Source organism: Bradyrhizobium sp. BWC-3-1 (genome assembly GCF_032917965.1).
GTDB classification, from domain to species: domain Bacteria; phylum Pseudomonadota; class Alphaproteobacteria; order Rhizobiales; family Xanthobacteraceae; genus Bradyrhizobium; species Bradyrhizobium canariense_D.
In genome coordinates this window covers 5,266,703-5,293,655 of sequence record NZ_CP136625.1, presented here as the reverse complement: position 1 = coordinate 5,293,655, position 26,953 = coordinate 5,266,703, and the positions used below count along the sequence as shown (strand labels likewise).

Genomic DNA, 26,953 nt, shown 5'->3' with positions numbered 1-26,953 from the left:
CAGGGCCGCCCCGACGCCGGTAGCGATCAGGGCGTAATCGGTGCGGAGGTCGTCCTGCACGTCGAATGAGGTTTTGGTCTCGTTGCTCATGGCGACGGTCTAAGCCAGGGCTGACGAGACTTTTGTGAAGCAGATCACATCTCCCCGGATTCTTTCGGGGGGTACAGCCGGAACAGGTTAGCGGGCGGGGGGTTGTCTCCTGATCTGCCACCAGGGAACGAGGCAAGCGATGCGGCCAGAACGGCAGCCCCGGAATTGGCGAAGCGAAGCAGGCAGCCGACTTTGGCTGTCGGGGCTGATCGCGGCCATGGAGCACGCTGAGCGGCCGGAAGTGCGTCGGGAACCGGTCGCCCCTGAAATCCTGAAAGCGCTGCGGATGCAATTGGCCTTAACGGCCTCTTCCCCGTCCGCTCCGGTTTCGACCCTGCGCCACTAGGACTCATTCACCAGCCAGCTTCAGCCTCGGCGTGGCGCCGGCTTCGACGGCCCGCAGTCGGGCTTCTTCACGCGCGATGTAGTTGCGCGTCATCGGCACGACGCCCTGACGGCGGGTGAGTTGAATCTGGAAGTTCATCATATGCTGCTTGCGGAACGTCATCTCGCTGGCTGCTAGATAAAATTCCCACATCAGCGCGAAGCGCTCGTCATACAGCTGCACGGCTTCTTCGCGTCGCGCCATGAAGCGCTCGCGCCATGCCTTCAGGGTTTCGGCGTAATGAAGGCGCAAAATCTCGATGTCGCAGACCAGCAAGCCCGCCCGCTCGATCGCCGGCAGCACCTCCGAGAGGGCGGGGATGTAGCCGCCGGGAAAGATGTATTTGGCGATCCAGGGATTGGTGGAGTCCGGGCCCTGCGAACGGCCGATCGAGTGCAGCAACATGACGCCGTCCTTATCCAGCAGCTCGGCGCAGCGCCGGAAGTAGGTGTCGTAGAAGCGGGCGCCGACATGCTCCAGCATGCCGACTGAGACGATGCGGTCGAACGGACCGGCGATGTCGCGATAGTCCTGAAGCAGGAATTTGGCCGATCCGGTCAGGCCCTTTTCGGCTGCGCGCGCATTGGCGATCTGCAACTGCTCGGTCGACAACGTTATGCCGGTGACGTCAGCACCTGCGATCTCGGCGAGATAGAGCCCAAGTCCGCCCCAGCCCGAACCGATGTCGAGGACGCGCTGGCCGCTCTTGACGAGCAGCTTTGCGGCGACGTGCCGTTTCTTGGCAAGCTGTGCATCGTCGAGCGTGCTCTCCGGCGTCTCGAAATAGGCGCAGCTATATTGCTTGTCGGCGTCGAGGAAGAGCGAATAGAGCCTCGCATCGAGATCGTAATGATGTGCGACGTTGCGGCGGGATCGCGGGCGCGGATTGAACTGCTTCAGGTGCCGCACCAGATAGCGCAGGTGCCACCAGGGTTTTGCCCAGTGCGGCAACAGGTCGGGTTGACCGAGCAGGATCGCGAGAGCATCAGCTATGGTGCCATGCTCGACAATGAACTCGCCGTCCATATAGGCCTCGCCAAGCCCGAGCTCGGGATTGACGAGGATCTTCCGCTCTGCGTCCGCGGTGACGAAGCGGACTGCGACCGGTTCGCCCGAGCCGTCGCCGACGGTGAACTTCGAGCCCTTCGCCGTGGTCACCGTCATCGACCCGCGGCGGATGAATTGAGACAGGAATTGACGCAACAATCGGTCCATCGGCACCCATCCTCTCGAGCGAACCCGAAGAGATGCGACTAACCCGGCCTTTCACACCCTACGCCCGGGCATCTCAGCGGTTCCTATGCGCTTGCATCTAGATCTAGGGAGGTGTCCCGGGCCCGCTATTGCGCTGTGCTCAAAGCGGATATTCCAAAACCGCTTAATCACATCCTTGCGCGCGGTGCCTGCTTCCATTCGCGGCTCAATCGGATAAAAGGTGACCCGCCGCGGCGCCGCCTGCCGGCTGCACCTCTCGGAATTCAATGGAGATGATGGGAATGTCGAGCCGAGCGCTCAGCCTCGCGACGATCTTGCTTCTGATCGGCTTCGGCGCGACCGATACCGTTTTCGCGCAGGCGACGAACCTCGAGGCCGGCAAGGCCCCATCCCAGCTTTTCGCGCAGACCTGTAATGCATGTCACAAGAGCCCGCGCGGCCTTTTGAAAACAGTGGCGCCGGGCTCCTTGCCGGGCTTCCTGCGCCAGCATTACACGACCAGCCCCGACATGGCCGGCGTGCTTGCCTCCTACCTCGTCTCCAACGGGGCCACCGACACCCGCTTCCAGGCGAAGGACGGCCATAAGGACGGCAAGGACAAGAAGGACGGCGCCAAGGATAAGGACAAGGAAGCCAATACCAATCCCGCGCAGTCTCCTGAACATCAGGGCCGCCGGCAACGTTCCCAGGAGTCCGCCAAGCCGGAAGGCGAGGGTGCCGCTCCCGCGGCCGAGGGCGCGCGTCAGAAGCGCGCCGCGCGGCCGGCCGAAGAAGGAACGAAGGAAGGTGCGAAGCCCGAGGGCCAGGCTGTCCCCGAAGGGCGCAAGGCCAAGCGTCTCGGCAAGCGCGGCAAGCCGGGAAGTGATGAGGCGCCGAAGGTCGATGCCGCGGCGCCGACGGCAGACGACAAGAAGAGCGAGCCGAAGGTCGAGTCCAAGCCTGAGACAAAGCCCGAGACTGCGAAGGTGGATTCCGGCGAAGCTAAATCCGAAGGCAGCAAACCCGAAGGCAGCAAGCCGTCCGACAAGCCCGCCGAGGCCAAGCCGGAAAGCGCCAAGGTGGAGCCGCGCGGCAGCGAAGCTCCGGCGTTGCGGCCCGATCCGGTGCCGCAGGTGACGCCGGCCGCACCGTCCGCCGCGAAGCCCCCCGAGCCAGCTGCGCCCAAGGCGGCGGAAGAGGCTGCTCCCAAGCCCGCCGCGAGCGCCGAATCGCCAGCGAAGTCGCAGGAACCGGCGCCGCCCGCGACCGCTGCGACTCCACCGGCGCCAGCCGAATCGTCCGGTCCGCCGACGCCGCCGATTTCGCGATAGGCGACCACATTTTTAGACATGCGAAGGCCGCGCTCTCGCGCGGCCTTCGTCGTTTTGGCTACAAGCTCAATCTGCTGTCGCCCGCGGTCGGCGAGAAGCGGATCTGCCGGGCGAGGGTGATCAAGTCGGGCCGTCAGGTCTCCGTCGCCGCAGCCGGCGTTTTCTGCGTCAGCGCCGGGGTCGAGACCATACGGCGACGGCGCTCGCGTCGATCGCGATGCTGAGCGAGGATTGTGCCGCCACAACGAAAAACCCGGCCGCCTGAGGCGACCGGGCTTCGAAAGCCTGCGCGAACGCGAGGCTTACTTCTCGGTCTCTTCCGCGGCCGGCGCCGGCTCGGCGTCGTCCTGCAGGGCTTCCGGGTCGAAGAACTCGCCGGCGGCTGCGATCGCTTCGGCCGCAGCATCCCGGTCTTCGTTCCGGCTCGAGATGTCCTCGCCGCGGTTGATGCGCTCGGCCTCGTCCTGGCTGCGCGCCACGGTGACACTGATCTCGACCTCGACCTCGGGGTGGATGGCGACCGTGATGGTGTGCTTGCCGATGGTCTTGATCGGCGCATCGAGCTGAACCTGCGGGCGGGACAGCGAAACGCCGTCGGCTTCGAACGCCACGACGATGTCGCGCACGTTGACCGAGCCGAACAGTTGACCGGCTTCCGAAGCTTGACGGATCACGATGATGTTCTTGCCCTGGATCTTCTCGGCGACCTTGGACGCCTCGCCCTTGGACTCAAGGTTGCGAGCCTCGAGCTCGGCCTTCATGCCGTCGTACTTGGCACGGTTGTCGGTGGTGGCGCGCAACGCCTTGCCGCGCTTGAGCAGGAAATTGCGGGCATAGCCGTCGCGAACCTTCACGACTTCGCCCATGTGACCGAGCTTGTTGACGCGTTCCAGCAAAATGACTTCCATATTCGTTCTCCTTTGATGTGTTGAGTGAGGTGGAATTTCGAACTTGAACTTTCGGACTTGAACTCAAGAGGTCGGCAGCGGCGGTGGCTGGCGCGTGCGAAGGAAGCGTTCGCGGAGGCCGAACACGGCATCGGCGAGGCCGAGGATCACCATCGCGATGACGGGCCATCCGAACACGACGACGACGGCGTAGGTCGAGCCGAGCCAGAAGGTGCGGCTCTTCAGCGCGAGCGTCAGCGTATGCAGCACGGCAAAGCCGGTCAGCGCGTACCCCATCATCAGCGCAGCCGTCGCGATTTGCGCCGCGATCGCAAGCAGTCCGCCGGTGAAGCATAAGGCGAGCGCGACGCAGAGCGCCACGAGCGTCATCGGCGGCAGCTCCGCGGTCATCAGGTCCGGCCAGGGGCGCCGCAACCGGCCCGACGTCGCCGTCACCTTGGTGCTGAGCCAGAGGTTGAGGGTCAGCGTCATCATCGCAACGATGGTGGCACCCGCCGGCAAGATACGCACCAGTGCGCCGACGAATTGGTCGGTCTCGCCGGAGCTCTGCGGGTCGGCGGCGCGGAGGAGGCGCATCAAGCCACGGCGCAGCGTGCCGGTGATGGTCTCCGCGTCGGTGCCGATCGTGAGCAGCGCGGCGATCGTGGTCAGTGTGGCGAAGCCCGCGATCCACAGCAGGATACGGCCGACCGGATACCACTCCAGCGCAGGCTCGGTGGGCGGCTCGGCGGCGGGCTCCGGCGCGGCGGCTCCGACCGGCCGGCTGAGCAGGACGAGATGGCCGAGCCACCAGGCCGGCAATGCGACGGTGAGGGCGAAGGCGATGCAATAGGGCAGGCCGAACAGGGCGCCGAGGCCAAGCGCGGCGGCGATGCCGCCGAGGCTCGCGCAAAGCGGTCCCCAGCCGATCGAAGCGACCATCAGCGGCAGCGGTGCGAGATAGAACAGGACGAGCGAGATCAGCGCGCCCGAAATGATCGAGGCGAACATCAGGGCCGACGCAGCGCCGGCGATCAGAGCTATCAGTCCAAAGGCCATCATCAGCTGTCCCGCTCCCTTCGAGCGGTTAGAGGCATCTCGCCCCAACCATCGGCGACCGGACGACCCGGAAGCCTTATGAGAAACTAGGTCGTGCGGCCGGCGGCGATGTCGCCGCCGGCCGAATTCGTCTTAGCGAATGACGTAGGGCAACAGGCCCAGGAACCGCGCGCGCTTGATGGCGCGGGCAAGCTCACGCTGCTTCTTCGCGGACACCGCGGTGATGCGGCTCGGCACGATCTTGCCGCGCTCGGAGACGTAACGCATCAGCAGCTTGGAGTCCTTGTAGTCGATCTTCGGAGCATTCGCGCCCGTGAACGGGCAGCTCTTGCGGCGACGGAAAAACGGGCGGCGTGCACCAGCTTCAGCCATTGTTCTTACTCCCCATCCGTCGTGGTGGTGGTGGTGGTTTCAGCGTCTTCACGCGGACGGCGCGGACCGCGGTCACCGCGGAAGCCGCCGCCTTCACGATCGCCGCCACGGAAACCACCCTCGCGGTCGCCACGGAAGCCACCGCCTTCGCGATCGCCACGGAAGCCGCCGCCACGGTCGTCACGCTCGCGGTCACGGTCGGCCTTGCGCATCATCGCGGACGGGCCTTCCTCGAGCTCCTCGACGCGGACGCTGAGATAGCGGATCACGTCTTCGCTGATGCGCTCCTGGCGCTCGATCTCGGCGATCGCCGCGGACGGCGCGTCGATGTTGAGCAGCACGAAATGCGCCTTGCGGTTCTTGTTCATGCGGTAGGTGAGGGAGCGTACGCCCCAATTCTCGGTCTTGGTGACCTTGCCGCCGAGACCTTCGACGATGCCGGTCATCTGCGCAGTCAGCTCTTCGACCTGCTGCGTGCTCGCGTCTTGGCGCGCGAGAAAAACATGCTCATAGAGAGCCATGGAAGTCCTTTCCTCATGTTGGCGCATCGCCCGGCGTCAAGCCCTTAAGAGGCCTTCGGAAAGGACTCTGGGATTAAGCTCAGAAGGCGGAAACACGGGACGACGGGCCGACTGGCCCTGCCACACCAAAATCACGAATGATTTGCTGAGACCGTCCGTTCAGCTCCCGGCCGGGGTCTGCGGATGGGCGCCTTATACGGATTTCGGCTGACTTGGCAAGGTTGCAGGCGCCGTTTCGGCGCGGGGATCGCAATGCGGGCGGCCGGATCCGCCGCCGACCATCATACCGGCTTGATTTATTTGTTTGTATATCATACAAATAAATCAACCGGAGCGAACTCCAATGGCAGAAAAGCCGGCCCACGAGCCCCTCAAGGAGGCAGGCGATCCCAAACACGCTGCCCGCGCCACGCGGTCGGCCGGCCGCAAAATGCGCTCGCTGCTGCTTGATGCCGCGAGCCCGCTGTTTCGGGAGCGGGGGCTGTCGGGTACGGCGATCACCGACATCGCGGCCGCTGCGAACGCGTTCCCGAGCCAGATCACCTATTATTTCCGTACCAAGGAGGCGCTGTTCGTCGAATGCGCCTGTCGCGAGCTGCTGTATCTGGCGCGGGCGACCGAGCAGGCGGCGCTGAAGGCGCGCGCGCCGCGGGATTATACCCACGCGCTGGCCGAGACCGTGACGACGAGCGATTCGGTGGCCTTCTTCGCCGAGGCGCTGACGCTGACGCGGCGGCGCCAGGATCTCGCGCCGCTGGTCGAGCGCACCATCGAGCGCCTGCACAGTGAAGGTGCGCGGGCCTATGCGCGCCAGGTCGCGCGGCACGGCTGGCGCTCCCTGCGCGCGCCCGACGAGAGTTCGCGGCGGTTCTGGGCCGTCGCCATCGGCGTCATCCTTGAGGGCTACGCCATGGGCCGTTCGCCCGAGGCGCTGTGCGCCGAGATGCTGCGCGTGCTGGGCGAACAGGCGAAATCCTCTGATGACACTGCGCGGCTGCGCCTCGTCGACGCGCGCGACGCATCGAGCAATTCGAATGAGGAGGATTAGGCCATGACTGCGCTTCGCATGCGTGCCCGCGATTTCCTGACCGACGAGCAACTTGCCGACGTGCGCCGGCGCGTGACCTGGAAAGGCGTCGCGCTGATCGCGCACGCCTGGGCGCTCATCATCGCGGCAATCGCCTTGGTCGCGTGGTGGCCCAATCCGATCACTTATGTGCTCGCCGTTGCCATCATCGGCTCGCGCCAGCTCGGGCTCGCGATCCTCATGCATGACGGCGCGCATGGCTGCCTGTCCCCCGACGAGAAGACCAATCTGACCCTAAGCCAGTGGTTCTGCGCCTATCCTCTGTTTGCGGAGACGCGCAGCTATCGGCGCTATCACCTTCAGCACCATGCGCGCACCCAGCAGGAGGACGATCCCGATCTCGTGCTATCGGCGCCGTTTCCGATCACGAAGCTGAGCTATCGCCGCAAGTTCATTCGCGACCTCACCGGGCAGACCGGCTACCAGCAGCGCAAGGCGCAATTGCTCAACGCGCTCGGGCCGAAGGACTGGCCATCGCGGCAGCGCGCGGCGCATTTGTGGGAGAAGCTTGGCCCGCAATGTCTGGTCAATGGCGCGATGTTCGCAGCGCTCACGGCGGCCGGCGTGTGGTGGGCCTATCCGCTGCTATGGCTGGTGCCGCTCCTGACCTGGATGATGGTCATCACCCGCATCCGCAACATCGCAGAGCACGCGGTCGTACCTGACAGCAGCGATCCCCTGCGCAATACCCGCACCACCTATGCCAATTTCCTCGAGCGCTTGTTCATCGCGCCGTACTACGTGAACTACCACCTCGAACATCATCTCTTGTTCTACGTGCCCTGCTACAATCTGCCGAAGGTGCACCGCTTGCTGAGTGAGAGCCGGCATGCGGGCCGGATGGAGGTGCAACCGAGTTACGCCGCCGTGCTGCGGCTTGCGACCGCGAAGCCGAACCGCGATGACCGGCCGGGGCAATTGGTCAACAGCGCGCGCCGTGCGCAGGCGGGGTCCGAGGTCGATGCCAACCAGACGGCTGGCGGATTCTAGGAACCCGTCACTCCGGTTGAAGGCTGCCAGTCGAAGGCTGATCGAAGTTCCCATCTTGGCTTGACATTCCGGCCCCGGACAGTGTCTACGGCCCCCTTTGGAGCTTGATCCGGAACCATGGCCTAAGGCCGCGCCATCGGCTGCCGGTTCTCGCAGGGATCACGCCCGACAAGCAGGGAGCGCCGATGACGGCAGCATTCACATTTCCGGGGCAGGGTTCCCAGGCGGTCGGCATGGGCAAGGCCCTGGCCGATGCCTTTCCGGTGGCGCGCGCCGTGTTCGACGAGGTCGATGCCGCGCTGGGGGAGAAGCTGACGGCGACCATCTGGGATGGTCCGGCTGAAACCCTCCAGCTCACCCAAAACGCCCAGCCGGCCCTGATGGCGGTGTCTATCGCCACCCTGCGGGTGCTGGAGGCCGAAGCCGGGTTTTCCGTGCGGCGGGATGCGGCCTTCGTCGCCGGCCACTCGCTCGGCGAATATTCGGCGCTGGCCGCGGCCGACAGCCTGACGATTTCCGACACGGCGCGGCTGCTTCGCATCCGCGGTCTCGCAATGCAAAAAGCTGTGCCGGTCGGCGTCGGTGCGATGGCCGCTCTGCTCGGCCTCGACTACGAGGCCGCCGTGGCGGTGGCGGAGGAGGCCGCTCAGGGAGAGGTCTGCCAAGCCGCCAACGACAATGGCGGCGGGCAAGTGGTCGTCTCCGGCGACAAGGCTGCGGTCGATCGCGCCGTCGAGATCGCCAAAACCAAGGGCGCTAAGCGAGCAATGCTGCTGCCGGTGTCCGCACCGTTCCATTGCAAACTGATGCAGCCGGCTGCCGACGCAATGGCGGAGGCGCTGGCCGGGGTCACGATCAAGGCGCCGGCCGCCCCGCTGGTGTCGAATGTGCTGGCGAGCGCGATCACCGATCCCGACGAGATCCGCCGGCGCCTGGTCGAGCAGGTCACCGGCACTGTGCGGTGGCGCGAGTCGGTTGCCTATATGGCGGGGCAGGGCGTCACCCGTTTCTTTGAGATCGGTGCCGGCAAGGTGCTGACGGGCCTGGTCAAGCGTATCGCAGACGGTGCCGTCGGCGTTGCGGTCGGCGGTCCCAACGACATTGCTGCTGCCAAAGATGCATTGGCTGCTGCCAAGCAGGCCTGAAGCGCGATAATTCGTCGTCGCGCGCGAGTTCTACAGTTGACGCACGACCCTTTCGGAAAACCGCTGCGCGCGTTTCCGGATCATGCCTTGGAGGAGTTATCGATGTTCGATCTGACTGGCAAAAAGGCGCTCGTCACCGGCGCAACCGGCGGCATCGGCGGCGCGATCGCGCAGGCGCTGCACGCGCAGGGCGCCACCGTCGCGATATCGGGGACGCGCAAGGAAGTGCTGGATGAGCTTGCAGGCAAGCTCGGCGAGCGCACCCATGTGCTGCCCTGCAATCTCTCCAAAGTCGAGGAGGTCGAAGCGCTGGTGCCCGGTGCGGAGGCGGCGATGGGACAGGTCGACATCCTCGTCGCCAATGCCGGCATCACGCGCGACAATCTCTTCGTGCAGCTCCGTGACGAAGACTGGGAGGAGGTCATCAACATCAATTTGACCTCGACCTTCCGGCTTGCCCGCGCCGCAACCAAATTGATGATGCGCAAGCGCTTCGGCCGCATCATCGCCATCACTTCGGTGGTCGGCGTCACCGGCAACCCGGGGCAGGGCAATTATACTGCGTCGAAGGCAGGCCTGATCGGGATGATCAAGACGCTGGGTGCCGAATACGCCAAGCGCGGCGTCACCGCGAACTGCATCGCTCCCGGCTTCATCAAGACCCCGATGACCGATGCGCTCAACGACAAGCAGCGCGAAACGATTCTGACCAAGGTTCCGGCCAATCGCCTGGGGACGCCAGAGGACATCGCGGCGGCCGCCGTCTACCTGAGTTCGAACGAAGCGGCCTATGTCACCGGCCAAACCATCCACGTCAACGGCGGCATGGCCATGATCTGACGCCTCATGCCGCACCGCCCCTTGGGCAGCCGAATGCGGCAAACGGCCGTTTCCGGAGCGAAATGAGGCTTGTAGTCAACGCAATTGAAGTATGATAACCGGACCTTCAACGGATGGGCAAAGAACGCCATTGCAGGTTTTTGAAACCCTGTATATTGGCGATGCGGAGCCTTGGCCGTCATTCGCCGGGCCTGCATCGGTTAGGATGGGGCCAGATCAAAGTTCGTAAGCGAAGGCAGTCAACGACCACGACGGCTCGTATCGTCCCGGGGGGTCGGGTCTACAGGGAACAACACGAGGTTATGCAATGAGTGAGATTGGCGAGCGGGTTAAGAAGATCGTGGTCGAACACCTTGGTGTTGAACCCGAGAAGGTTGTCGACGCTGCGAGCTTCATCGACGACCTCGGCGCCGACAGTCTGGACACCGTCGAGCTGGTGATGGCGTTCGAAGAGGAATTCGGTTGCGAGATTCCGGACGATGCCGCGGAAACGATTCTCACCGTCGGCGACGCCACCAAGTTTCTCGAGAAGAACGCGAAGAGCTAACGCTCTTCATTTTCGCGGGGACAACATTGAAACCGGACGGACCGCCCAACAGCGGTCAGCCGGTTTCTTGTTATTGGCCGTGAATCTTTCGATGCGGAGTTTTCGGACATGAGGCGGGTTGTCGTTACGGGTCTTGGCATGGTTTCGCCACTCGGCTGCGGAGTCGAGCCGACCTGGAAGCGCATCCTCGACGGCGAAAGCGGCGCACGCAAAATCGAGAGCTTCGATGTCTCCGATCTTCAGACCAAGATCGGCTGCACGGTCTTGCGCGGCGACGGCACCAACGACACTTTCAATCCCGACATCTGGATGGAGCCGAAGGACCAGCGCAAGGTCGACGACTTCATCATCTTCGGCATGGCCGCAGCCGGCCAGGCGCTCGACGATGCCAACTGGCATCCCGAGACCGAAGAGGATAAATGCGCCACCGGCACCATGATTGGATCCGGCATCGGCGGCCTCAACGGTATCGCCGAGACTGCGGTCCTGCTGAAGGAACGCGGGCCGCGCCGGGTCTCGCCGTTCTTCATTCCGGGCCGCCTGATCAATCTCGCCTCCGGTTATGTCTCGATCAAGCATGGGCTGAAGGGGCCGAACCATTCGGTGGTCACGGCCTGCTCGACCGGCGCTCACGCGGTCGGCGATGCCGCCCGCCTGATCGCGCTCGGCGATGCCGACGTCATGGTTGCGGGCGGCGCGGAATCGCCGATCGGCCGCATCGGCATTGCCGGCTTCAACGCCGCGCGTGCGCTCTCGACAGCCTTCAACGAAACGCCTGAGAAGGCCTCGCGTCCTTACGACAAGGACCGGGACGGCTTCGTGATGGGCGAGGGCGCCGGCGTTCTGGTCCTGGAAGAGCTCGAACACGCCGAGCGCCGCGGCGCGAAGATCTATGCCGAGGTGATCGGCTACGGTCTCTCGGGCGATGCCTACCACATCACCTCGCCGTCACCCGACGGCGACGGTGGCTTCCGCAGCATGACGGCAGCGCTCAAGCGCGCCGGCCTCACCGCGTCCGATCTCGACTACATCAATGCGCACGGCACCTCGACACCGCTCGGTGACGAGATCGAGCTCGGTGCGGTCGAACGTCTGCTCGGCAATGCCGCTTCCAAGGTCGCGATGTCCTCGACCAAATCGTCGACCGGTCACCTTCTGGGTGCGGCTGGCGCGATCGAGGCGATCTTCGCCATTCTCGCGATTCGCGATAATGTCGTGCCACCGACCATCAACTTGGACAATCCATCGGTCGAGACTGCGATCGATCTCGTGCCGCACAAGGCGAAGAAGCGCGAGGTCAACGTCGCGTTGTCGAATTCTTTCGGTTTTGGCGGTACCAACGCGTCGGTGATCTTCCGGCGTCCGGTCCAATAGTTTGTGTTTGCGACGAATCCACCGTTTTGCCGTATTCGGCGATAGTCATACAAGTGGGCGCGTGTACTTGGCCAGACAAGCGATTGTCGGGTCGCATTTGAACCGGCAGGATTCAGGTTGCTTCGATGAGTGAAAGGCCGCCCATTTCGCCCCGGAGCCCGCGGGCAGCGCTCGAGCCCGAGCAGGTCCCGCCGCCGCCGAAGCGATCGGACCGCGCGCGCAATCCGTTCGTGATCGTCGGCAACGCCATCATCACCCTGCTGCTGATTGCAATGATCGGTGCGGGCGGCGTGTACTATTACGGCCGGCAGGTGCTCGAGGCGCCGGGACCGCTGAAGGAAGACAAGATCGTCAATATCCCGCAGCGCGCCGGCAAGCGCGACATCGCCGAGACGCTGAACCGGGAAGGCGTGACCGACGTCAATCCGTGGGCGTTCATTGCCAGCGTCGCTGCGTTGAAGGCGAGCTCGGACCTCAAGCCCGGTGAATACTCGTTCCAGAAGAACGCGTCCTTGCGCGACGTCATTGCCACAATCGTCGAGGGCAAGGTGGTGCAGCATGCCGTGACGATTCCGGAGGGCCTCACCTCCGAGCAGATCGTGGCGCGCCTGTCCGACAACGACATCTTCACCGGCAGCGTGCGTGAGCTGCCGCGCGAAGGCACGCTGCTGCCCGAGACCTACAAGTTCCCGCGCGGCACCCCGCGCGATCAGGTGATCCAGCGCATGCAGCAGGCGCACAAGCGCGTGCTGACCGAGATCTGGGAGCGCCGCAATCAGGACATTCCGGTCAAGAGTCCGGAGCAACTGGTGACGCTGGCCTCGATCGTCGAGAAAGAGACCGGCAAGCCTGACGAGCGCAGCCGTGTCGCCGCGGTGTTCGTCAATCGCCTGAAGCAGAGGATCAAGCTGCAGTCCGATCCCACGATCATCTATGGCCTCGTCGGCGGCAAGGGCACGCTCGGCCGTCCGATCAAGCGCAGCGAGATCACGCAGCCTTCGCCCTACAACACCTATGTCATCGAGGGCCTGCCGCCGGGCCCGATCTCCAACCCCGGCCGCGCCTCGCTCGAGGCTGCCGCCAACCCGGCCCGTACCCGCGACCTCTATTTCGTCGCGGATGGTACCGGCGGGCATTCCTTTACCGAGACCTACGACGCGCACCAGAAGAACGTCGCCAAGCTGCGCGCCATGGAAAAGCAGATCCAGAACGACACGGTCGAGCCGGCCGAGGACGCGCAGCCGCCGGCCGGCGCCGCGCCCGGCGCCGCCGATACGCCGACGGCGACGACGCCGGCACGCCCCAGCCAGCAGAAGAAGCCGCCGGCCGCTCGCCCCGCGGGTCCGCCGCCGGCCCGACAAGGCGCGGTGCAGGCCTCGCCCCCGGTGGTGCAGCGCTAGGCCTGCGCGTAGACCTGCCCCGCGGGACTTTGCGGATTACATTTTCCTGCAAAATAGTCTTAAGATTCGCGTGGCTTGATGGCCGCGCGAATCCCGTGCTTCTGGAGAAATTGACCTGATGGCGTTGTCGTCCATGACCGGCTTTGCCCGAAGCCACGGCGCGAGTGGGCCGTATACGTTCGAATGGGAATTGAAGTCGGTCAATGCCAAGGGCTTTGACTTGCGGGTGCGGCTGCCGCAGGGGTTCGACGAGCTTGAGGCTCATGCCAAGAAGCGCGCCGCCGAGCTGCTCTCACGAGGCACCGTCTACGCCAATCTGACCGTCAAGCGGGCCAATGCAGCCACCAGCGTCCGCGTCAACGAGGACGTGCTCAACGCCGTCCTCAAGGCCGCCGCCGTGATCGCCGGCAAGGTCGATGCGGTCGCGCCGAGCGTCGACGGGCTTTTGGCCATCAAGGGGGTCATTGAGGTCGCCGAGCCCGAGGGCGACGAGGAGGAGGACAAGGCCGCGCGCGCCGCCGCCGCGGATGCCTTCGACAAGGCGCTCGCCGAACTCGTCGAGATGCGCAAGCGTGAGGGGACCTCGCTCGGGCAGATCCTGATCCAGCGCGTCGACGAGGTCGAGCAGCTGGCGAAGAAGGCGGAGGCCGCGCCCGGTCGCAAGCCCGAGGCGGTCAAGGCCAGGCTCGCCGAGCAGATCGCGAGCCTCCTCGACACCTCCGACCGTTTTGATTCCGACCGCCTGATGCAGGAAGCGATCCTGATTGCGACCAGGGCCGACATCCGCGAGGAGCTCGATCGGATCGCCTCGCACATCGCGCAGGCGCGCGAGCTGATCGGCAAGGGCGGCCCGGTCGGGCGCAAGCTCGACTTCCTGGCGCAGGAGTTTCACCGCGAAGTCAACACCTGCTGCTCGAAGTCGAACGACATCGAGCTGACCAATACGGGGCTCGCCATGAAGAACGTGGTCGAGCAGTTCCGCGAGCAGGTCCAGAATCTGGAGTGATCGATGACGATTGGCGGTCACGGAACTGATGGTGTCGAGCGGCGCGGATTGATGTTCGTGCTGTCCTCGCCGTCGGGCGCGGGCAAGACGACGCTGTCGCGCATGTTGATCGACCGTATGCCCGGCCTTCGAATGTCGGTGTCGGCGACCACGCGGGCGATGCGGCCGGGCGAGGTCGACGGCAGGGATTATTCGTTCGTCGACAAGGCTACCTTCGGCGCGATGGTGAGAGCCGACCAGCTGCTGGAATGGGCGACCGTGTTCGACAACAGTTACGGCACGCCGCGTGCGCCGGTCGAGGCGGCGCTGTCAGCCGGGCAGGACGTGCTGTTCGACATCGACTGGCAGGGCACGCAGCAGCTCCGAGAGAAGGCGCGCGCCGACGTCGTCAGCGTGTTCATCCTGCCGCCCTCGGCTGCCGATCTCGAGAAGCGGCTGCATTCGCGCGCGCAGGATTCCGACGAGGTGATCCGCAAGCGCATGAGCCGCGCCAGCCACGAGATGAGCCACTGGGCCGAGTACGACTACATCGTCATCAACCACGACGTTGACGAGGCCTTCGCCGAGGTGCAGTCGATCCTGAAGGCCGAACGCCTCAAGCGCGAGCGGCAGACCGGCCTCGTGGGCTTCGTGCGAGGTCTGCAAGGTCAACTTCAAGGCTAGTAGGCTGCGTCAGCCGCGGCCCGTCCTTCGCCAACCGTTCCAGCATCGTCGTGATCACGTCGATGTCGATGGCGTTCTCGACTCCCGCGTCGTCATGGCCGGCCGGCTCTTCGTCATTCACGTCGTTGGCCGCGAGCTGCGGTGCGGCCTCGATCTGGAATTCTCCGTTGAAGATATCGGCCTCGTCGAGCTCTGCGGCCTCGACGTGGACTTGGTCTTGCGCTTGCGGGGCGAGCTCGTCGATCACATCGATCTCGCGATCGATCGCGGCGAGCTGCGCGGTCTTGAGCTGGGTTGACTGCGGACGCAGGGCATCGAAATCCACCGGGCGGGGCTGCCGAGCGTGCGGCGCGCCGGCGGGCGCAGCGTTGAGCCAGGGTGCACGGCCATCGTCGTGATCGTGCGGCTCAAAATTGTCCCAGTTGACGCGGCGCTGGTCGGCGGCCTGGACGCGCATGCGTCCACCGGCGAAGCGGTAGATGACGCTGGCGAGGATGCCGGCAAGCGCCAGCGCGCCGCCGATCACGAGCAGCAGCATCTGGAGCGAGCCGGTCTGCTTGTCGGCGGTGCTGTCTGCCGCGGCCAGAGCCATCGGAGCAGGGGACTTCGCCGGCTTCGCGGTCGGCTGCGCGGCGGCCGCGACAGGTGCAGGCGACGGCTGCTCTGTGGGCGCGGCGGACGCCGTGGAGGCGTCGGGCCAGCGCCCGGCGACGGCGGGCTGCTGTGCGTTGGCGTCAGCGGAGGGGTTCGCAGCTTGCTGCGTCGGCGCCGGTCCCGCCTGTGCAGGCGTCTTCACGGCGGCGATGCTCTGCGGCGTCAGATATTCGGCGCGCGCGTCCTCGACCGAGTGCTGCTGCGGCACGGCTGAATCCGCTGCAGGCGTATCGGGCGCAGTCTGTGCGGTTTGGGTGGCCTTGCCGCCTTCGGCGCGCAGATACCAGCACTGCCGCTTGGTCGCGCGCTCGAGGCGATAATGCCAATGCTGGCCCTGCGGCGCGGCGCCCTTTGGCGAGCCAAGGCAGTCGCTCGCGGCATTTGCCGTGCTCGGTGGCGTCGATGCATTCTGCGACACGGCGGCAAGTGGCGCGCCGGCAATGATGCTGCCTACGAGGGCAGATAAGAATTTTGCGGTGCGGTTGCCCATCCTGGTCTCCCGATTACGCATGACGCAACTCGTTACCTTCCCTTTGTCGTCAAAGACTTGGGTGGCAATGAGCCGCAAATCCGGAGAGGATGTGGCCTGAATCGGGCTTGCGCGGCGTTCGTTCCCCCCGCGAAACCAGACTTTTTCGCTGCTATTGCTTGGTCGAAGTCCAGGTTCCGCCGCAGCCGTCCGAGCGGCGGAAGGAACCGGAGCCGCTGCGGGCAGCGAGGCGGCCCGAGCCGGTAAAGGTCACGCCATCACCTTGACCGAACGTGCTGACCGCGCCGCTCGCGCTGACGGTACCCGTGACGCCTTGGCCTATGACCTTGCCCGAGGAGACCACGACCGCGCCGGACGTGGTGCCGCCGCAGCCGACGCTGACGACCATCCAGGCGCCGTCGAAACTCACGCCACCGCCTCCACCACCGCGTCGCGAGGAGCTGCGCGGCTCCTCGGCGGGCTTGCTGCGGCGCGCCGAGGGCGCCGGCTCGGCGGAACGATCCGACCGCGAGCCGGACAGCGATTTCTCGTCATTGCCGATCGAGCCGCCGGCGCTGCCGGACTGCGCAACGGCGGACGGTGGAGCGCCGACGGCGGACAGGAAGACGGTCAGGGCAATCGCAGGGATGATGGCGCGCATGAGTAAAAATCCAGAATGAAAAATCGTATCAGCGGCCGGAGCCGTCGGCACAGACGGAACCGATAATGCGGCAAGCTTTGCCAGCCTTGCCGCATTCGTCAAGCGCGGCATCTTTCGCGCGCTGCACGCTGTCGCGCTGGACCAGCGACCAGGATTTGTCGGAGATCGCGAACGCGCCGCAGCGGTTGCCATAGAAAGACAGCTCGATCGGACATTTGGCGCCGGCGCAATTGCCGCGCGCATCCGCCACCGCCGCGCGCCGCGAGGCGTGGTTCCAGGAGATGCCCCATTTGCTGCCGTCGGGGCCGTAGACGATCGAGCCCCATGGCTTCAGGTCCTCCATCTTGCGCATCCGCAACAGCAGGCCTTCGGTGGCTTCGCCCGTCGGCGCCATGGAAATCCGCTGCTGGAGTTTCGTGATCGCGCGGGTCAGTCCATCAGGGCTGTCAGGATCGAAATTGAGCTCGTAGAGCCGCTCGCTGAGTTCGCTCAGCAGGGCGGCATCGCGCAAGGGGACGCGGTCCGGATCGGCGCGCAGCCGATCCGCCGGCGGCGGATCGGGCTGCATCGCTGCGACCTGCGGCGGCGCGGTTTGCGTGGGGGCGACGAAATAGAAGGTGCCGTCGATCGGCGAGGACGACACCCAGGGCTGCTGCGCGCCGGACGTGGCGCGCTTCACCGCGAGGCCGACCTGGTTGAAGGTCTGGAACACGTCGAGGCCCGCGGTCCGGACCGTCGCGGCCAAGGCCTTGGTGTAGGGGCTGTGGCCGTCGCTGCCGTCCTGGGCGACGTTGCCGGGTTGGGTTGCGTAGGAGATCAGCGTGCCCTCGGGCGCGCGCATCTGCGCGAGGCCGCCATCGGAGGCGCGCAGGCCGCGTGAGCCGAAGGGGTTGTTGCGGCAGGCGTCCAGGATCACGAGGTTGAGGCGCGTGCCCGATCCCTGCATCTGGCGCAGCACGAGGTTGACATCGGTCATCTGGAAGTCGACGTCGGCCTCGCGGGTCGGATTGGCGCCGACCGGCACGAGATAGTTGGCGCCCGAGACCTGCACGCCGTGGCCGGCATAATAGAACAGCGCGACGTCGGCGCCCTGCACCTGCCGGCCAAAGCTCTGCACCGCCAGATCCATCGCGCCCTTGTCAAGATCGAGCTGGGCGCGGCCTCCGACCAGCGAAAAGCCGAGCAGGCCAAGCGTGTCCGCCATCAGGCTCGCGTCCTTGGATGGATTGTCGAGCGGCGTGATGTTCTTGTAGGCGGAGTTGCCGACCACGAGCGCGATGCGCTTCTCGGCCGATGCCGGGTGCGTTGCGACGACGAGCAGGGCTGCGACCAGCATCGCCAGCCCCGGGACGCGATTGAAAATCCTCGCGCGCATCAAAATTCCCCAAACAATATCGCCATTCTACCAGCTCGAGGCGCGGGCGAAAAGCGGTGCGACAGTGTGTACAGCGTTGGCCGGTCGCGCCGGGGAGGGCGCACGCTTGCGCGTTCCCGCGGCAGATTCTGCCCGAACCTTGCTGCCGTTCATCGCCCAACTGGAGGCCAAAGGGCGCAGGGAAGGTCGGGCGCCGGCGGCACCCGTTGGTCCGTGCGCTACAGGAATGCACACGGGGTGGACCGATAGGGTGGCCGATCGCCCGGCCTTCCCTGCGCGGATGGTTTTAACGGTGTCCTTCGTGCTCTCCCCGGGGAGCGATGCACTATTGCCCCCGTCGCCTGGCCGATCGATGATGCGCGCGCCCGGTCGGGCCGCCACATCACCGCGAGGCTTGACGCACAGACCCCGGGCGTCAGGACCACACGACTTCTCCATCCGCGGACGGTCCGGCCGAAATCATCGAGGGCTTGCGTGTGCTCACCCCCGATGACCGACAAGCCCGCTCTCCAGCGCCGTGTCGTACGCGTCGCGCGAGGACTCACGGTTGCCCGCCCTGTCGTCACGCCGCCCGCGCCGTCGCTGCCGCGTCCACCGCCACCCGGCCCGCATGTCGTGACGGTCGCGAACGCCCCTTTGGCAGGGCCAGGATGACGGGCGTATGCCACAAATCCGAAATTCGGAAAAGCGAAATATTTTTGCGCGGAGGCCTTGACGGGGGTGTTTTGCCCGACGCGTCAGCGCCGGTGGCGAACGACCCAAATCGGGCTTGGAGCCACCTGAAACGCTTGTCATCCGCTGGCAAGAACAATGTCGAAATGCGCGATCAACGCATGCCTCTCAAGGCGTGATGGCGAATTTTTCAGAGTAACGATTAACCTTTCCGGATGCGGGGCCGCATTGAGCCAGCGGTCGGTCACGTTTTCTTCTTCGCCAGCGAAATACAACTGGGTCACCAGGCAATCGAACCGCCCCTCAACGGTGAGATGAATGTGCGGCGGCCTGACCTCGCCCTCTGCTGTCGGATAGCGGCCCGGTTTGACGGTACGAAAGCTGTAGTGCCCGGCCGCATCCGTTGTGAGACGCGCGAAGCCTTTGAAATTGGGATCGAGCGGCGCCGGATTGATATCACTCGGATGACGATATTTCCCCGCCGCGTTGGCTTGCCAGATGTCAATGCGTGCATGCGGCACCGGCGCTCCCGAACGCGTGAGCACGCGTCCGCTGAGATGGATGAGCTGGCCCAGCGCCTCAGCGGTGCTGCCGCTTGGACGCGCCAGATCGGTTGCCAGATCGGGGTGCTCCGAGACCGGGTAGAACGGGCCGACAATCTGCGGCGGCGTGATCGCCAATGCTGCTGCATCGCGGCCACTCGTCTGGGCTTTGGATGGGGTCTGGCTCATCAAGGCAGCTTGATATCCGCATCCTTGACGACCTTGCCCCAGTGGGCGATGTCACTCCGGATTCCCTCACCAAATTCTGCGGCGGTGCCACCCACGGCTACGGCTCCTATCTTGTCGAGCGAAGCGCGGATCTTCGGCTCGAGAAGTACCTTGTTAATTGCCTTGTTGAGCTGCGACGTTACTTCCGCAGCCGTTCCACGCTTCGCTGCAAAGCCGATCCAATCGGCTGTCACCAGATCGGGAAAGCCTGCCTCGATCACAGTGGGAATGTCTCCCAGGGCAGCAATCCTGGTGGGGGCGGTGACGGCAAGCGCTCGCAACTTGCCGGTCGCAATGAGGTCAATAACCGGAAGCGTGGTGACAAACATATATTGGACGTTGCCGCTGATCAGATCGGTGATTGCTTGGGAAAACTGCTGGTAGGGCACGTGGGTGGCGCGCACGCCCGCCTGCAATGCAAACATTTCGCCGATCAGGTGCGAGGGGGTGCCGAAGCCCGCGGAAGAGAAGTTGAGCTTCCCCGGCTTGCTCTTGAGCAACGCCACCAGACCGGCTAACGAGTCGACCGGCAAGGAAGGCGTTGTAACGAGCACGGTGTAGGATTTCGATATCTTGATCACCGGATCGAAATCCACATCCGCCCGTGTCTCCGCCTTCGGAAGCAGGGCCGGGGTGACCGTCATCGGAAGGCTCATGGTCAGCAGTGTATAGCCGTCCGCCGGACGACCGCTCACGTCGTTCATGGCAATGGTCTGCAGCGCACCGGGGCGATCTTCCACCACAAGTCGCCAGCCTTCATTGGCCGCGAGCTCGTCGGCGATCATGCGGCTGATGATGTCGGGCGGTGTCCCCGCGCCGGCAGGGACGACAACACGTATGAGATTGGACGGATAAGGCTGCGCGGCGACCTTGCCGGGCAGCACCAATCCCGCGAGGCTTCCGAGCAGGAAGGTGCGACGGGGTACGTGAATGTTCGACATGGCTGCTCCAATCCTTGGCGGTGGAGGGTAACGCGAATTGCAGCTTGTCCCGCGGACCTATATAAGAAAAGTTCTATTTCTCGATAGTTCTATTCCATTTCGGAAAGGGTCGCATGCTCGATGCATCCCAGATCAGCCGTCGGATCAAGCTGCGGCAACTGAACGTGTTTATCGCCGTCGTGGAATACGGGAGCATGGCGAAGGCGGCCGAGCACCTAGCAATTTCTCAGCCTGTCATATCCAAGATGATCGCAAGCCTGGAGCAAACGATCGGCCTTCCGCTTCTGGAGCGCAGCCGGCTCGGCGTTGAGCCCACGCTTTACGGCAAGGCCTTGCTCAAGCGCAGCATTGCTTTGTGCAACGATTTGCGGAGTGGCGTCGACGAGCTGCAATCGCTCGCTGATCCCGCGGTGGGTGAATTGCGCATTGGCAGCACCGAGCCCGTGATGGCCGGACTACTGCCCGCCATCATTGACCGGCTATCCCGGCAATATCCGAGGCTCGCGCTTCACATCATCGAGGGCGAACCGCCGGAGCTTCAGGATCGTCATCTGCGCAATCACGACATCGACCTCATGATAGGGCGCCTGCCGAGCCCGACACCGGCTGCCGATACCGATGTCGAAGTGCTGTTGCACGAAAGCGGTGTCGTTGTCGCAGGCTTGCACAGTCCGTGGGTGCGGCGGCGCAAGATCCGCCTCGACGAGCTGGTCAACGAGCGTTGGTGCCTGCCGCCGCGCGAAAGCTTTCCGGGCGGCTGGATTGCCAACGCATTTCACGCCTCCGGGCTGGAGGTGCCACGTGCCAGCGTAACCGTGTATTCGATCCTTATGCAGTCGGCGTTGCTCTCGTCGGAACGATTCCTGAGTTTCCTTCCGGCATCGATGTTGCACTTCAGCGCGAAGCGGCTGTCGATGAAGGTTTTACCGGTGGAAATGCCTATTCAGATGTGGCCGATCGGGATCATTGCGATGAAGGGCAGAACGCCAAACCCTGCTCAGCGGCTGCTCGTCGAGTGCGCCCGGGAGGTCGCAAAGCCGCTCGCAGGTAAGCGAAACGCGCGTCGTTCCGCTCCTGCGCGGCCATCGTCGGCTACCCCGGGGTAAGGCGGTGGCCGGGCGAGCGCAGCGAGCATTCCGGAGTGCTGCCGCGGAACGATTTCTGGAATGCTTGTCTTCGCCGGAAATGACGCCGAGGAGATGGCGCGGTCCAACCGGATCACCTCGGGAAACTTATCCTTCCGGCCGTCGTTTAATTGCGGCTGAGGAGACGCCATGCCGATCAAGGACCAGATCAAAAATCTCGCCAAGAAGTTCGTTGAGGATCACCCCGACGCGGCAACGCTGCGGGCGCTCGTGCGGGCTCGGAAGCCGACAGCCATCCGTTTCGACGACGATGGCATCGTGCCGAATAACCCGCATTTTCCCGTCTTGCTCTATCGCGGTGCGGTGAACCTGAAGACCCGGCGTTTTGCTCCAGAGGTCATCATCGACACGCTGTTCGATCGTCACGGCTGGGGCCGCTCTTGGCGCGATACGGTTTATGACTTTGTCCACTATCATTCGCAGATCCACGAAGTGATGGGCGTGGCACGCGGCACGGCCAGGATCGAGTGCGGCGGGATCAAGGGGCGAATCCTGAGCGTGAAGGCCGGAGATGTTCTGGTCCTTCCCGCGGGCACGGGACACCGGCTGATCGAGTCCAGCCGGGACTTCCTGGTCGTCGGAGCGTATCCGCAGGAGGGGACGTATGACGAGTGCACCGACACGCGAGAGCGTCCTGAGGCCAGCAAACGCGTCGCCAAGGTCCGCAAGCCGAAGACCGATCCCGTGCTGGGTGCCGGCGGCCCGTTGCTCAAATCATGGCGGATAAAGCCATCGCGATCGTGAGGCGGGGGATCGCTTTTGCTGTGCCGGTTCGAATGTCGTTCGTTGGAACGCCGCCCGTCTTTGTCAGGTCAGATAATCCGGCGTGAAATCCGCGAGCGCGCGGAGCTCGTCGGGTTGCAACAGCTCGATCTCGCTTCCCTCCCAGGCAATCAATCGGCGCCCTCTCAGCTCCTGGATGGTGCGATTGACGTGGACGATCGACAGTCCGCAGGCATCGGCGACGTGCCGCTGCGTCATCGGCATCTGGAAGCGGCCGTTCTTGACGAGGCCCACGACCTCCAGCCTTGCGGCGAGCTCGCAGATCAGATGGGCCACCTTGGGCAGTGCCGCCTGTGCGCCGAGGCGCGCGATCCATTGTCGCGAGATCGCCGCATCGATCAGCGTCTCGCGCCAGAACGCGCGGGTCAGGTGAATGGAGCCGTCGAGCAGCTGCTTGAGTTGGCTGTGTGCGACGTAGCCGACGAGGGAAGGGCCAAGACCGACGAGGTCCGCATCCATCGGCGAGACCAGCAGCGTGTGGAGGCACGGCATGTCGCCGGGAACGTGGAAGGCGAGGATCTGGCTGCGATCGCCGACGATGCGCGCCTGATAGAGGAAGCCGCTGACGACGAAAACGCAGCGAGAGGTATCTTCACCCTGGCGCAGCAGGGTCTCGCCGTCGGAGACCTGGCGCAGCGTGGACGGCAGAGCCGCGATCTGGCGGCGTTCGTCGTCGGAGAGGCCTTCAATCGCCTGGAGATGTGCGATGAACTTGGGGTGCGGCATGGAGAGGAGGAGGTGTTTCAGTCGTCACCCGGCATCGCCGGCTCGAGCAGGCATCGTGAGAGTTTCGCGATGGTCCAATCGGACACGGGAACCGCCTGGAACTCGCGGATGGCGCGCGCAAGCTCCTGATCCGACATCGGCCGCGCCGGCTCCTTCAGCGTGCCTCGCTGGAAGGCAGCGCTGATACTGTCCAGGTGCTCGCCCGACTCCGATGCGAACAGGTGGCGAATGCGCTTCAGGATCGTCGTAGAGCTCATGCGAATGGCGGGCGCAGTCAGCGATCGAGGGACGGTGGGCTGCGACCAAGTAATGTCGCAGACCGGTAGCAACCTGTGCTTCCGACCCGCGTTCTAGTCCGCTGGATACGGGCCAGATGTATCATTTGATCGAACCGGCAGGATTTTTGGCGGGACCTATGGAAAAAGCGCATGACGTGCTGATCCGGAACTTGGGCGAGCACACCGCACTCGCCCAGGAGGATGTCGCCGAAATTCGCGGGCTGACCTTTGTGCAGCGCGAGTTCGCGCCGAACGAGGATTTCATCCGTCAGGGCGACGAACCCGAGCATTCGGCGCTGGTCGTCTCCGGCATGATCGCGCGCTACCATTTGCTCGACAGCGGCCGGCGGCAATACCTCGCGTTCCATCTGTCCGGCGACCTGCCGGACTCCCAGGGCTTGTTCATCGACCAGATGGACCATGGCCTCTGCGCCCTCGGGCCTGCCTCGGTGGCCTTCATCCCGCATCGCGAATTGTTCATTGCCTTCCGGCGACGACCGACCTTCGCGCTGTCGGTTTGGCGCGAGACCCTGCTCGATGCCGCGATCTTTCGCGAGGCCATCACCAACAACAGCGCCCGGCCGATGCACGCGCGCATGGCACACCTGTTCTGCGAGCTGTTCTACCGCGCCCGCGCAGCGCAGCTCGTCCGCGGCAATCGCTGCCGCCTGCCGCTCAGCCTGGCGCAGCTCGGCGAGACCTTGGGTATGGCGATCGCGACGGTGAACCGGACGCTCGCCGACCTCAGGCGGAGCGGGACCATGGACATGCACGACGGCGAGCTCATCGTCATGAAATGGCGCGAATTGCAGCGGCTCGGAGGCTTCAGTCCGACCTATCTGCACTTGAAGCGCCAATCGCCGCCGCATGCGTGAGACCTAAAGCTAACCGTCCGCGGCCGTGCGTCCCATCACCTCGTCAAAGTGCTTCTTCACCCAGTCGTTGCAGGAGCAGGCTCTGGCTTCGAGCGCCGGCGCATCTAGGATCAGGATGGCGCCGCGGCGTGTCGCGAGGATCCGCCTGGCCTTGAACATCTGGATGACGCGGCTGGCATAGCTGCGGGACACGCCGAGCATGCCGGCCAGCTGCTCATGGGTGAGGGGGATCTCGGGGCCGCCGACGTGCTCCTGCGCGGAGATGATCCACTTGGCGGCGCGCTGCTCGATCGAATGCGCGGCATTGCAGGCCGCGGTCTGGAGTAGCTGCGCGAACTGGCAGTCGGCGTAGCGAGAGAAGATTTGCAGAAGCGTGGCCGACCTCTGTTGGGCCTGCTCGAGCACGCGCGGCGGCAGCCGCAGCAGGGTGCCGCCCAGCTTCACGACGATGCGCGAATAGGCCAGCGAGGCGCTGCGGCCGGCGGCAATGCCCACCGCGCCCTCGCGCCCGACCAGCAGGCTTTCGACCTCGCGATCGTCCTCGACCGGCACGGCGAACGACACGAGCGTGGAACGGCAGGGAAAATGGACCGCCGCCACCTCGTCGCCGGCATGATAAAGGATGTGGCTCGCCTCGAGTTCGACCGGCTGGAGGTGCGGCGCGAGCAGTTCGAAATCCGGGCGGCTGAGCTGCTGGAGAAGATCGTTCTGGGGCCGACCGGTCACATGTCTTGCTCTGGCCGGGAATCGGCACCGGCCAGAACCCTACGTTTCCGTGACGGAGCCGACGGTTCCAAAGTGCACACAAGGCGTTTTTCAGCCGTTGAAAAATGGCCTCCGGCTTGCGGAATTCCAGAAAGTTTTGGCGAGGCATGGGACGAGGCAATGGCGCAGCCGAACCCAGCGGCCTTCAACATTGCGAGCTCTGTGCAGGAGTGCACACAGCAGGGCGCGGCTCCAGCGTAGCGCGCTCGTCGCGGAGCGCCGCAGCCCGTGCGCTCTGCCCGACGGACCGCCGGCCTATACCTCAACGCCGCCGGGCCGGCGGGCCCGAGGGCGGCCGGGATGTTCATCACCCGAAGTTCGTCACCCGAAGCGTGCTTCGCAATCGTGCGCGGGCCGGCCTTTTTCCGCGTGGGCGCGATAGGCATCGATCGCCCTGTTGGCGAGCATCAGTTGCCGGCGCTCGCCGGTCCTGAGCTGGGCCTCAATGGCGTCGAGCAGGACGTTCGCCGTCTCGTCCGGGGAGCCGAGCTCTCCGCTCTGCTCCAGGAAACTCCAGGCGATGAAGAATGCGTTCTCGACGGTGCAGCGAATGGACATGGCTGCCAACGCGGCGCGGCCGTTGCCGTTCCGCGGGACAGACGAATGCTTTGAATTGGCGCGCGTGCCCGCTACTTCAGCGAGCTGCCGATCGAGGTGAACTTCTTGTTCAGCGTCGCGCCGAGATTGTTGACGACGGCGATGATCGCAAGCGCAATGCCGGCGGCGATCAGGCCGTACTCGATCGCTGTGGCGCCGGACTCGTCGGCGAGGAAGCGGCGGATCGTCTGCATGGTTGCCAGAAATCCAAAAAGAGAGCTGGCGAGGACCGTATTCTGCAGAGAGCGGGTTCCCCAATTTGGAACACGGGTCTGCGTCAGTTTCTAGTTCTTGAGCACGATGCGGCCGACGACCTTGCCGGCGCGAAGCTCGTCGATCCATGTTTGGACGTCGGCCATCGGCTCCTCGCGCATCGGCGTCGGCTTGATCTTGCCGGCGCGGGCGAGCGCCATCAGCTCGTGAGCCTCGGTGAGTGTGCCGACCATGAAGCCCTCGATGGTCATGCGCTTGTAGACCCATTGCACCATCGGCAACGTGAACTGCCCCCCCATCAGGCCGGAGACCACGATCTTGCCGCCGCGCGCGGCGACGGCGACCGCGAAAGCCATGGACTTCTCGTTGCCCGCGAAGTCGACGATCTCGTCGAAGCCGCCATCGGTTTCCTTGAGGATGCGCTTGACCACGTCGGGCTCGGCCGGATCGTAGGCCACCGCCGCGCCGTTCTTCAGCGCGGTTTCGCGCGCGGCACCGCTGAGGTCGGCGACCGTGATCGGCTGCTTGAACATGGCCGCCGCGAAGGAAAGGCCCATCATGCCGACACCGCCGAGGCCGATCAGCAGGAGGTTGCGCTGGCGCGGCCGGTCGACCAGGCGCTTGAGCGCGCCGTAGGCGGTGACGCCGGAGCACATCAGCGTCGCGGCCTGGTTGACGGGCAGGGGATCGTAGTCGAGCAGATATTTCGCGTCGGGCACCAGCACGTGGGTAGCGAAGCCGCCGTCGATGGAGACGCCGAGAAAGCGCTGTCTGGCGCAGAGATTCTCGTCGCCATTGGCGCAGTCGCGACACTGGCCGCAACCGATCCACGGAAACACCGCCTTCTTGCTGCCGACGAGACCGGCGAATACCTCGGGGCCGACTTCGTCGACCACGCCCGCGATCTCGTGGCCGAGCGTGAAGGGCAGCGTCATGCCGCGCGTGGTGTCGAGCTTCTTGCCGCCGCCGAGATCGGCGTAGCCGTCCTGGATGTGCAGATCGGAGTGGCAGAGGCCGCAACGCTCGATCCGCACCAGCACCTCTCGACCTTGCGGCTTCGGCGTCTCGACGATGGTCTCGCACAGCGGCGCATCGAACTTGACGAGGGACTGCCGACGCATCAACGCCATATTTCTTC

General features: G+C 64.8%; 29 protein-coding genes and 1 pseudogene. 14 read left to right on the top strand and 16 right to left on the bottom strand.

Going from position 1 to position 26,953, the window contains the following annotated elements; genetic code table 11:
* Positions 1-439 precede the first annotated feature (439 nt).
* Complete coding sequence (locus tag RX329_RS25815) at positions 440-1,690, bottom strand: SAM-dependent methyltransferase (RefSeq protein WP_018459125.1); 1,251 nt, start codon at positions 1,688-1,690, stop codon at positions 440-442.
* Between the two features lie 281 nt (positions 1,691-1,971).
* Between RX329_RS25815 and RX329_RS25810 the strand changes: the two genes are divergently transcribed.
* Positions 1,972-3,000: a hypothetical protein gene (locus RX329_RS25810; RefSeq protein ID WP_085384885.1), complete on the top strand. Its 1,029-nt coding sequence runs from the start codon at positions 1,972-1,974 to the stop codon at positions 2,998-3,000.
* Between the two features lie 26 nt (positions 3,001-3,026).
* A pseudogene (locus tag RX329_RS25805) lies at positions 3,027-3,265 on the top strand (PaaI family thioesterase); the annotation flags it as partial.
* A gap of 37 nt (positions 3,266-3,302) precedes the next feature.
* Here the strand turns inward: RX329_RS25805 and rplI are convergent.
* The 4 genes from rplI to rpsF form a co-directional block, all read right to left on the bottom strand.
* Positions 3,303-3,908: a 50S ribosomal protein L9 gene (gene rplI, locus RX329_RS25800; RefSeq protein WP_085352907.1), complete on the bottom strand. Its 606-nt coding sequence runs from the start codon at positions 3,906-3,908 to the stop codon at positions 3,303-3,305.
* A 63-nt stretch (positions 3,909-3,971) separates the two neighbouring features.
* On the bottom strand, positions 3,972-4,949 hold the full coding sequence (locus tag RX329_RS25795; protein ID WP_085352908.1) for a hypothetical protein: 978 nt from the start codon (positions 4,947-4,949) through the stop codon (positions 3,972-3,974).
* Between the two features lie 129 nt (positions 4,950-5,078).
* Positions 5,079-5,318, bottom strand: a complete 240-nt coding sequence (gene rpsR, locus RX329_RS25790) for a 30S ribosomal protein S18 (RefSeq protein ID WP_007592020.1) — start codon at positions 5,316-5,318, stop codon at positions 5,079-5,081.
* Positions 5,319-5,323: 5 nt separating this feature from the next.
* Positions 5,324-5,839: a 30S ribosomal protein S6 gene (gene rpsF, locus RX329_RS25785; protein WP_085352909.1), complete on the bottom strand. Its 516-nt coding sequence runs from the start codon at positions 5,837-5,839 to the stop codon at positions 5,324-5,326.
* Positions 5,840-6,182: 343 nt separating this feature from the next.
* Here rpsF and RX329_RS25780 point away from each other — a divergent pair, with 343 nt between their 5' ends.
* The 9 genes from RX329_RS25780 to gmk all read left to right on the top strand — a co-directional run bounded on the left by RX329_RS25780 (position 6,183) and on the right by gmk (position 14,891).
* Entirely contained in the window at positions 6,183-6,887 is a 705-nt protein-coding gene (locus RX329_RS25780; protein ID WP_085352910.1) for a TetR/AcrR family transcriptional regulator C-terminal domain-containing protein, read from the top strand.
* A gap of 3 nt (positions 6,888-6,890) precedes the next feature.
* Complete coding sequence (locus RX329_RS25775) at positions 6,891-7,916, top strand: fatty acid desaturase family protein (protein WP_018459119.1); 1,026 nt, start codon at positions 6,891-6,893, stop codon at positions 7,914-7,916.
* A 185-nt stretch (positions 7,917-8,101) separates the two neighbouring features.
* Positions 8,102-9,061, top strand: a complete 960-nt coding sequence (gene fabD / locus RX329_RS25770; RefSeq protein WP_026233738.1) for an ACP S-malonyltransferase — start codon at positions 8,102-8,104, stop codon at positions 9,059-9,061.
* Between the two features lie 102 nt (positions 9,062-9,163).
* Entirely contained in the window at positions 9,164-9,901 is a 738-nt protein-coding gene (gene fabG / locus RX329_RS25765) for a 3-oxoacyl-[acyl-carrier-protein] reductase (RefSeq protein ID WP_026233737.1), read from the top strand.
* Between the two features lie 307 nt (positions 9,902-10,208).
* Positions 10,209-10,448, top strand: coding sequence for an acyl carrier protein (locus RX329_RS25760; protein WP_006020277.1), 240 nt, complete (start codon positions 10,209-10,211; stop codon positions 10,446-10,448).
* A 108-nt stretch (positions 10,449-10,556) separates the two neighbouring features.
* Complete coding sequence (gene fabF / locus RX329_RS25755; RefSeq protein ID WP_085352911.1) at positions 10,557-11,822, top strand: beta-ketoacyl-ACP synthase II; 1,266 nt, start codon at positions 10,557-10,559, stop codon at positions 11,820-11,822.
* Positions 11,823-11,947: 125 nt separating this feature from the next.
* On the top strand, positions 11,948-13,222 hold the full coding sequence (gene mltG, locus RX329_RS25750; RefSeq protein ID WP_085362176.1) for an endolytic transglycosylase MltG: 1,275 nt from the start codon (positions 11,948-11,950) through the stop codon (positions 13,220-13,222).
* 118 nt (positions 13,223-13,340) lie between these two features.
* Entirely contained in the window at positions 13,341-14,228 is an 888-nt protein-coding gene (locus RX329_RS25745; protein WP_018459114.1) for a YicC/YloC family endoribonuclease, read from the top strand.
* A 3-nt stretch (positions 14,229-14,231) separates the two neighbouring features.
* Entirely contained in the window at positions 14,232-14,891 is a 660-nt protein-coding gene (gmk, locus tag RX329_RS25740; RefSeq protein ID WP_085352913.1) for a guanylate kinase, read from the top strand.
* Here gmk and RX329_RS25735 read toward each other — a convergent pair.
* The 5 genes from RX329_RS25735 to RX329_RS25715 all read right to left on the bottom strand — a co-directional run bounded on the left by RX329_RS25735 (position 14,824) and on the right by RX329_RS25715 (position 20,433).
* Positions 14,824-16,035, bottom strand: coding sequence for a hypothetical protein (locus RX329_RS25735; RefSeq protein WP_018459112.1), 1,212 nt, complete (start codon positions 16,033-16,035; stop codon positions 14,824-14,826). The genes gmk and RX329_RS25735 overlap by 68 nt on opposite strands.
* A gap of 151 nt (positions 16,036-16,186) precedes the next feature.
* Positions 16,187-16,675, bottom strand: a complete 489-nt coding sequence (locus RX329_RS25730) for a hypothetical protein (protein WP_018459111.1) — start codon at positions 16,673-16,675, stop codon at positions 16,187-16,189.
* Between the two features lie 28 nt (positions 16,676-16,703).
* On the bottom strand, positions 16,704-18,050 hold the full coding sequence (locus RX329_RS25725) for a caspase family protein (RefSeq protein ID WP_085352914.1): 1,347 nt from the start codon (positions 18,048-18,050) through the stop codon (positions 16,704-16,706).
* A gap of 791 nt (positions 18,051-18,841) precedes the next feature.
* Complete coding sequence (locus RX329_RS25720) at positions 18,842-19,453, bottom strand: protocatechuate 3,4-dioxygenase (RefSeq protein ID WP_085352915.1); 612 nt, start codon at positions 19,451-19,453, stop codon at positions 18,842-18,844.
* Positions 19,453-20,433: a Bug family tripartite tricarboxylate transporter substrate binding protein gene (locus tag RX329_RS25715; RefSeq protein ID WP_085352916.1), complete on the bottom strand. Its 981-nt coding sequence runs from the start codon at positions 20,431-20,433 to the stop codon at positions 19,453-19,455. Before RX329_RS25715 ends, RX329_RS25720 begins: the two co-directional genes overlap by 1 nt.
* A 113-nt stretch (positions 20,434-20,546) precedes the next feature.
* Here RX329_RS25715 and RX329_RS25710 point away from each other — a divergent pair, with 113 nt between their 5' ends.
* Complete coding sequence (locus tag RX329_RS25710) at positions 20,547-21,539, top strand: LysR family transcriptional regulator (protein ID WP_085352917.1); 993 nt, start codon at positions 20,547-20,549, stop codon at positions 21,537-21,539.
* Positions 21,540-21,707: 168 nt separating this feature from the next.
* Entirely contained in the window at positions 21,708-22,322 is a 615-nt protein-coding gene (locus tag RX329_RS25705) for a cupin (protein ID WP_085352918.1), read from the top strand.
* 63 nt (positions 22,323-22,385) lie between these two features.
* Here the strand turns inward: RX329_RS25705 and RX329_RS25700 are convergent, their stop codons facing one another.
* Together RX329_RS25700 and RX329_RS25695 are read right to left on the bottom strand one after the other, a co-directional pair.
* Entirely contained in the window at positions 22,386-23,087 is a 702-nt protein-coding gene (locus RX329_RS25700) for a Crp/Fnr family transcriptional regulator (protein ID WP_018459105.1), read from the bottom strand.
* Positions 23,088-23,104: 17 nt separating this feature from the next.
* On the bottom strand, positions 23,105-23,344 hold the full coding sequence (locus RX329_RS25695) for a hypothetical protein (protein WP_018459104.1): 240 nt from the start codon (positions 23,342-23,344) through the stop codon (positions 23,105-23,107).
* Positions 23,345-23,502: 158 nt separating this feature from the next.
* On the opposite strand from RX329_RS25695, the gene RX329_RS25690 reads away from it, so the two are divergent.
* Positions 23,503-24,240, top strand: a complete 738-nt coding sequence (locus RX329_RS25690) for a Crp/Fnr family transcriptional regulator (protein ID WP_018459103.1) — start codon at positions 23,503-23,505, stop codon at positions 24,238-24,240.
* Between the two features lie 9 nt (positions 24,241-24,249).
* On the opposite strand, the gene RX329_RS25685 is transcribed toward RX329_RS25690, so the two are convergent.
* The 4 genes from RX329_RS25685 to RX329_RS25670 all read right to left on the bottom strand — a co-directional run bounded on the left by RX329_RS25685 (position 24,250) and on the right by RX329_RS25670 (position 26,945).
* Positions 24,250-24,966, bottom strand: a complete 717-nt coding sequence (locus RX329_RS25685; RefSeq protein WP_085352920.1) for a Crp/Fnr family transcriptional regulator — start codon at positions 24,964-24,966, stop codon at positions 24,250-24,252.
* Positions 24,967-25,326: 360 nt separating this feature from the next.
* Complete coding sequence (locus RX329_RS25680; protein ID WP_018459101.1) at positions 25,327-25,563, bottom strand: hypothetical protein; 237 nt, start codon at positions 25,561-25,563, stop codon at positions 25,327-25,329.
* A 71-nt stretch (positions 25,564-25,634) separates the two neighbouring features.
* Positions 25,635-25,796 (bottom strand): Flp family type IVb pilin, encoded by a 162-nt coding sequence (locus RX329_RS25675; RefSeq protein ID WP_018459100.1) that lies wholly within the window; start codon positions 25,794-25,796, stop codon positions 25,635-25,637.
* 90 nt (positions 25,797-25,886) lie between these two features.
* On the bottom strand, positions 25,887-26,945 hold the full coding sequence (locus tag RX329_RS25670) for an alcohol dehydrogenase (RefSeq protein ID WP_018459099.1): 1,059 nt from the start codon (positions 26,943-26,945) through the stop codon (positions 25,887-25,889).
* Between the last annotated feature and the right edge of the window lie 8 nt (positions 26,946-26,953).

What these genes read in the sequence shown, in the direction of transcription:
- RX329_RS25815 (WP_018459125.1), bottom strand. Translation starts at nt 1,690, where the DNA reads ATGGACCGATTGTTGCGTCAATTCCTGTCTCAATTCATCCGCCGCGGG.
- RX329_RS25810 (WP_085384885.1), top strand. Translation starts at nt 1,972, where the DNA reads ATGTCGAGCCGAGCGCTCAGCCTCGCGACGATCTTGCTTCTGATCGGC.
- rplI (WP_085352907.1), bottom strand. Translation starts at nt 3,908, where the DNA reads ATGGAAGTCATTTTGCTGGAACGCGTCAACAAGCTCGGTCACATGGGC.
- RX329_RS25795 (WP_085352908.1), bottom strand. Translation starts at nt 4,949, where the DNA reads ATGATGGCCTTTGGACTGATAGCTCTGATCGCCGGCGCTGCGTCGGCC.
- rpsR (WP_007592020.1), bottom strand. Translation starts at nt 5,318, where the DNA reads ATGGCTGAAGCTGGTGCACGCCGCCCGTTTTTCCGTCGCCGCAAGAGC.
- rpsF (WP_085352909.1), bottom strand. Translation starts at nt 5,839, where the DNA reads ATGGCTCTCTATGAGCATGTTTTTCTCGCGCGCCAAGACGCGAGCACG.
- RX329_RS25780 (WP_085352910.1), top strand. Translation starts at nt 6,183, where the DNA reads ATGGCAGAAAAGCCGGCCCACGAGCCCCTCAAGGAGGCAGGCGATCCC.
- RX329_RS25775 (WP_018459119.1), top strand. Translation starts at nt 6,891, where the DNA reads ATGACTGCGCTTCGCATGCGTGCCCGCGATTTCCTGACCGACGAGCAA.
- fabD (WP_026233738.1), top strand. Translation starts at nt 8,102, where the DNA reads ATGACGGCAGCATTCACATTTCCGGGGCAGGGTTCCCAGGCGGTCGGC.
- fabG (WP_026233737.1), top strand. Translation starts at nt 9,164, where the DNA reads ATGTTCGATCTGACTGGCAAAAAGGCGCTCGTCACCGGCGCAACCGGC.
- RX329_RS25760 (WP_006020277.1), top strand. Translation starts at nt 10,209, where the DNA reads ATGAGTGAGATTGGCGAGCGGGTTAAGAAGATCGTGGTCGAACACCTT.
- fabF (WP_085352911.1), top strand. Translation starts at nt 10,557, where the DNA reads ATGAGGCGGGTTGTCGTTACGGGTCTTGGCATGGTTTCGCCACTCGGC.
- mltG (WP_085362176.1), top strand. Translation starts at nt 11,948, where the DNA reads ATGAGTGAAAGGCCGCCCATTTCGCCCCGGAGCCCGCGGGCAGCGCTC.
- RX329_RS25745 (WP_018459114.1), top strand. Translation starts at nt 13,341, where the DNA reads ATGGCGTTGTCGTCCATGACCGGCTTTGCCCGAAGCCACGGCGCGAGT.
- gmk (WP_085352913.1), top strand. Translation starts at nt 14,232, where the DNA reads ATGACGATTGGCGGTCACGGAACTGATGGTGTCGAGCGGCGCGGATTG.
- RX329_RS25735 (WP_018459112.1), bottom strand. Translation starts at nt 16,035, where the DNA reads ATGGGCAACCGCACCGCAAAATTCTTATCTGCCCTCGTAGGCAGCATC.
- RX329_RS25730 (WP_018459111.1), bottom strand. Translation starts at nt 16,675, where the DNA reads ATGCGCGCCATCATCCCTGCGATTGCCCTGACCGTCTTCCTGTCCGCC.
- RX329_RS25725 (WP_085352914.1), bottom strand. Translation starts at nt 18,050, where the DNA reads ATGCGCGCGAGGATTTTCAATCGCGTCCCGGGGCTGGCGATGCTGGTC.
- RX329_RS25720 (WP_085352915.1), bottom strand. Translation starts at nt 19,453, where the DNA reads ATGAGCCAGACCCCATCCAAAGCCCAGACGAGTGGCCGCGATGCAGCA.
- RX329_RS25715 (WP_085352916.1), bottom strand. Translation starts at nt 20,433, where the DNA reads ATGTCGAACATTCACGTACCCCGTCGCACCTTCCTGCTCGGAAGCCTC.
- RX329_RS25710 (WP_085352917.1), top strand. Translation starts at nt 20,547, where the DNA reads ATGCTCGATGCATCCCAGATCAGCCGTCGGATCAAGCTGCGGCAACTG.
- RX329_RS25705 (WP_085352918.1), top strand. Translation starts at nt 21,708, where the DNA reads ATGCCGATCAAGGACCAGATCAAAAATCTCGCCAAGAAGTTCGTTGAG.
- RX329_RS25700 (WP_018459105.1), bottom strand. Translation starts at nt 23,087, where the DNA reads ATGCCGCACCCCAAGTTCATCGCACATCTCCAGGCGATTGAAGGCCTC.
- RX329_RS25695 (WP_018459104.1), bottom strand. Translation starts at nt 23,344, where the DNA reads ATGAGCTCTACGACGATCCTGAAGCGCATTCGCCACCTGTTCGCATCG.
- RX329_RS25690 (WP_018459103.1), top strand. Translation starts at nt 23,503, where the DNA reads ATGGAAAAAGCGCATGACGTGCTGATCCGGAACTTGGGCGAGCACACC.
- RX329_RS25680 (WP_018459101.1), bottom strand. Translation starts at nt 25,563, where the DNA reads ATGTCCATTCGCTGCACCGTCGAGAACGCATTCTTCATCGCCTGGAGT.
- RX329_RS25675 (WP_018459100.1), bottom strand. Translation starts at nt 25,796, where the DNA reads ATGCAGACGATCCGCCGCTTCCTCGCCGACGAGTCCGGCGCCACAGCG.
- RX329_RS25670 (WP_018459099.1), bottom strand. Translation starts at nt 26,945, where the DNA reads ATGGCGTTGATGCGTCGGCAGTCCCTCGTCAAGTTCGATGCGCCGCTG.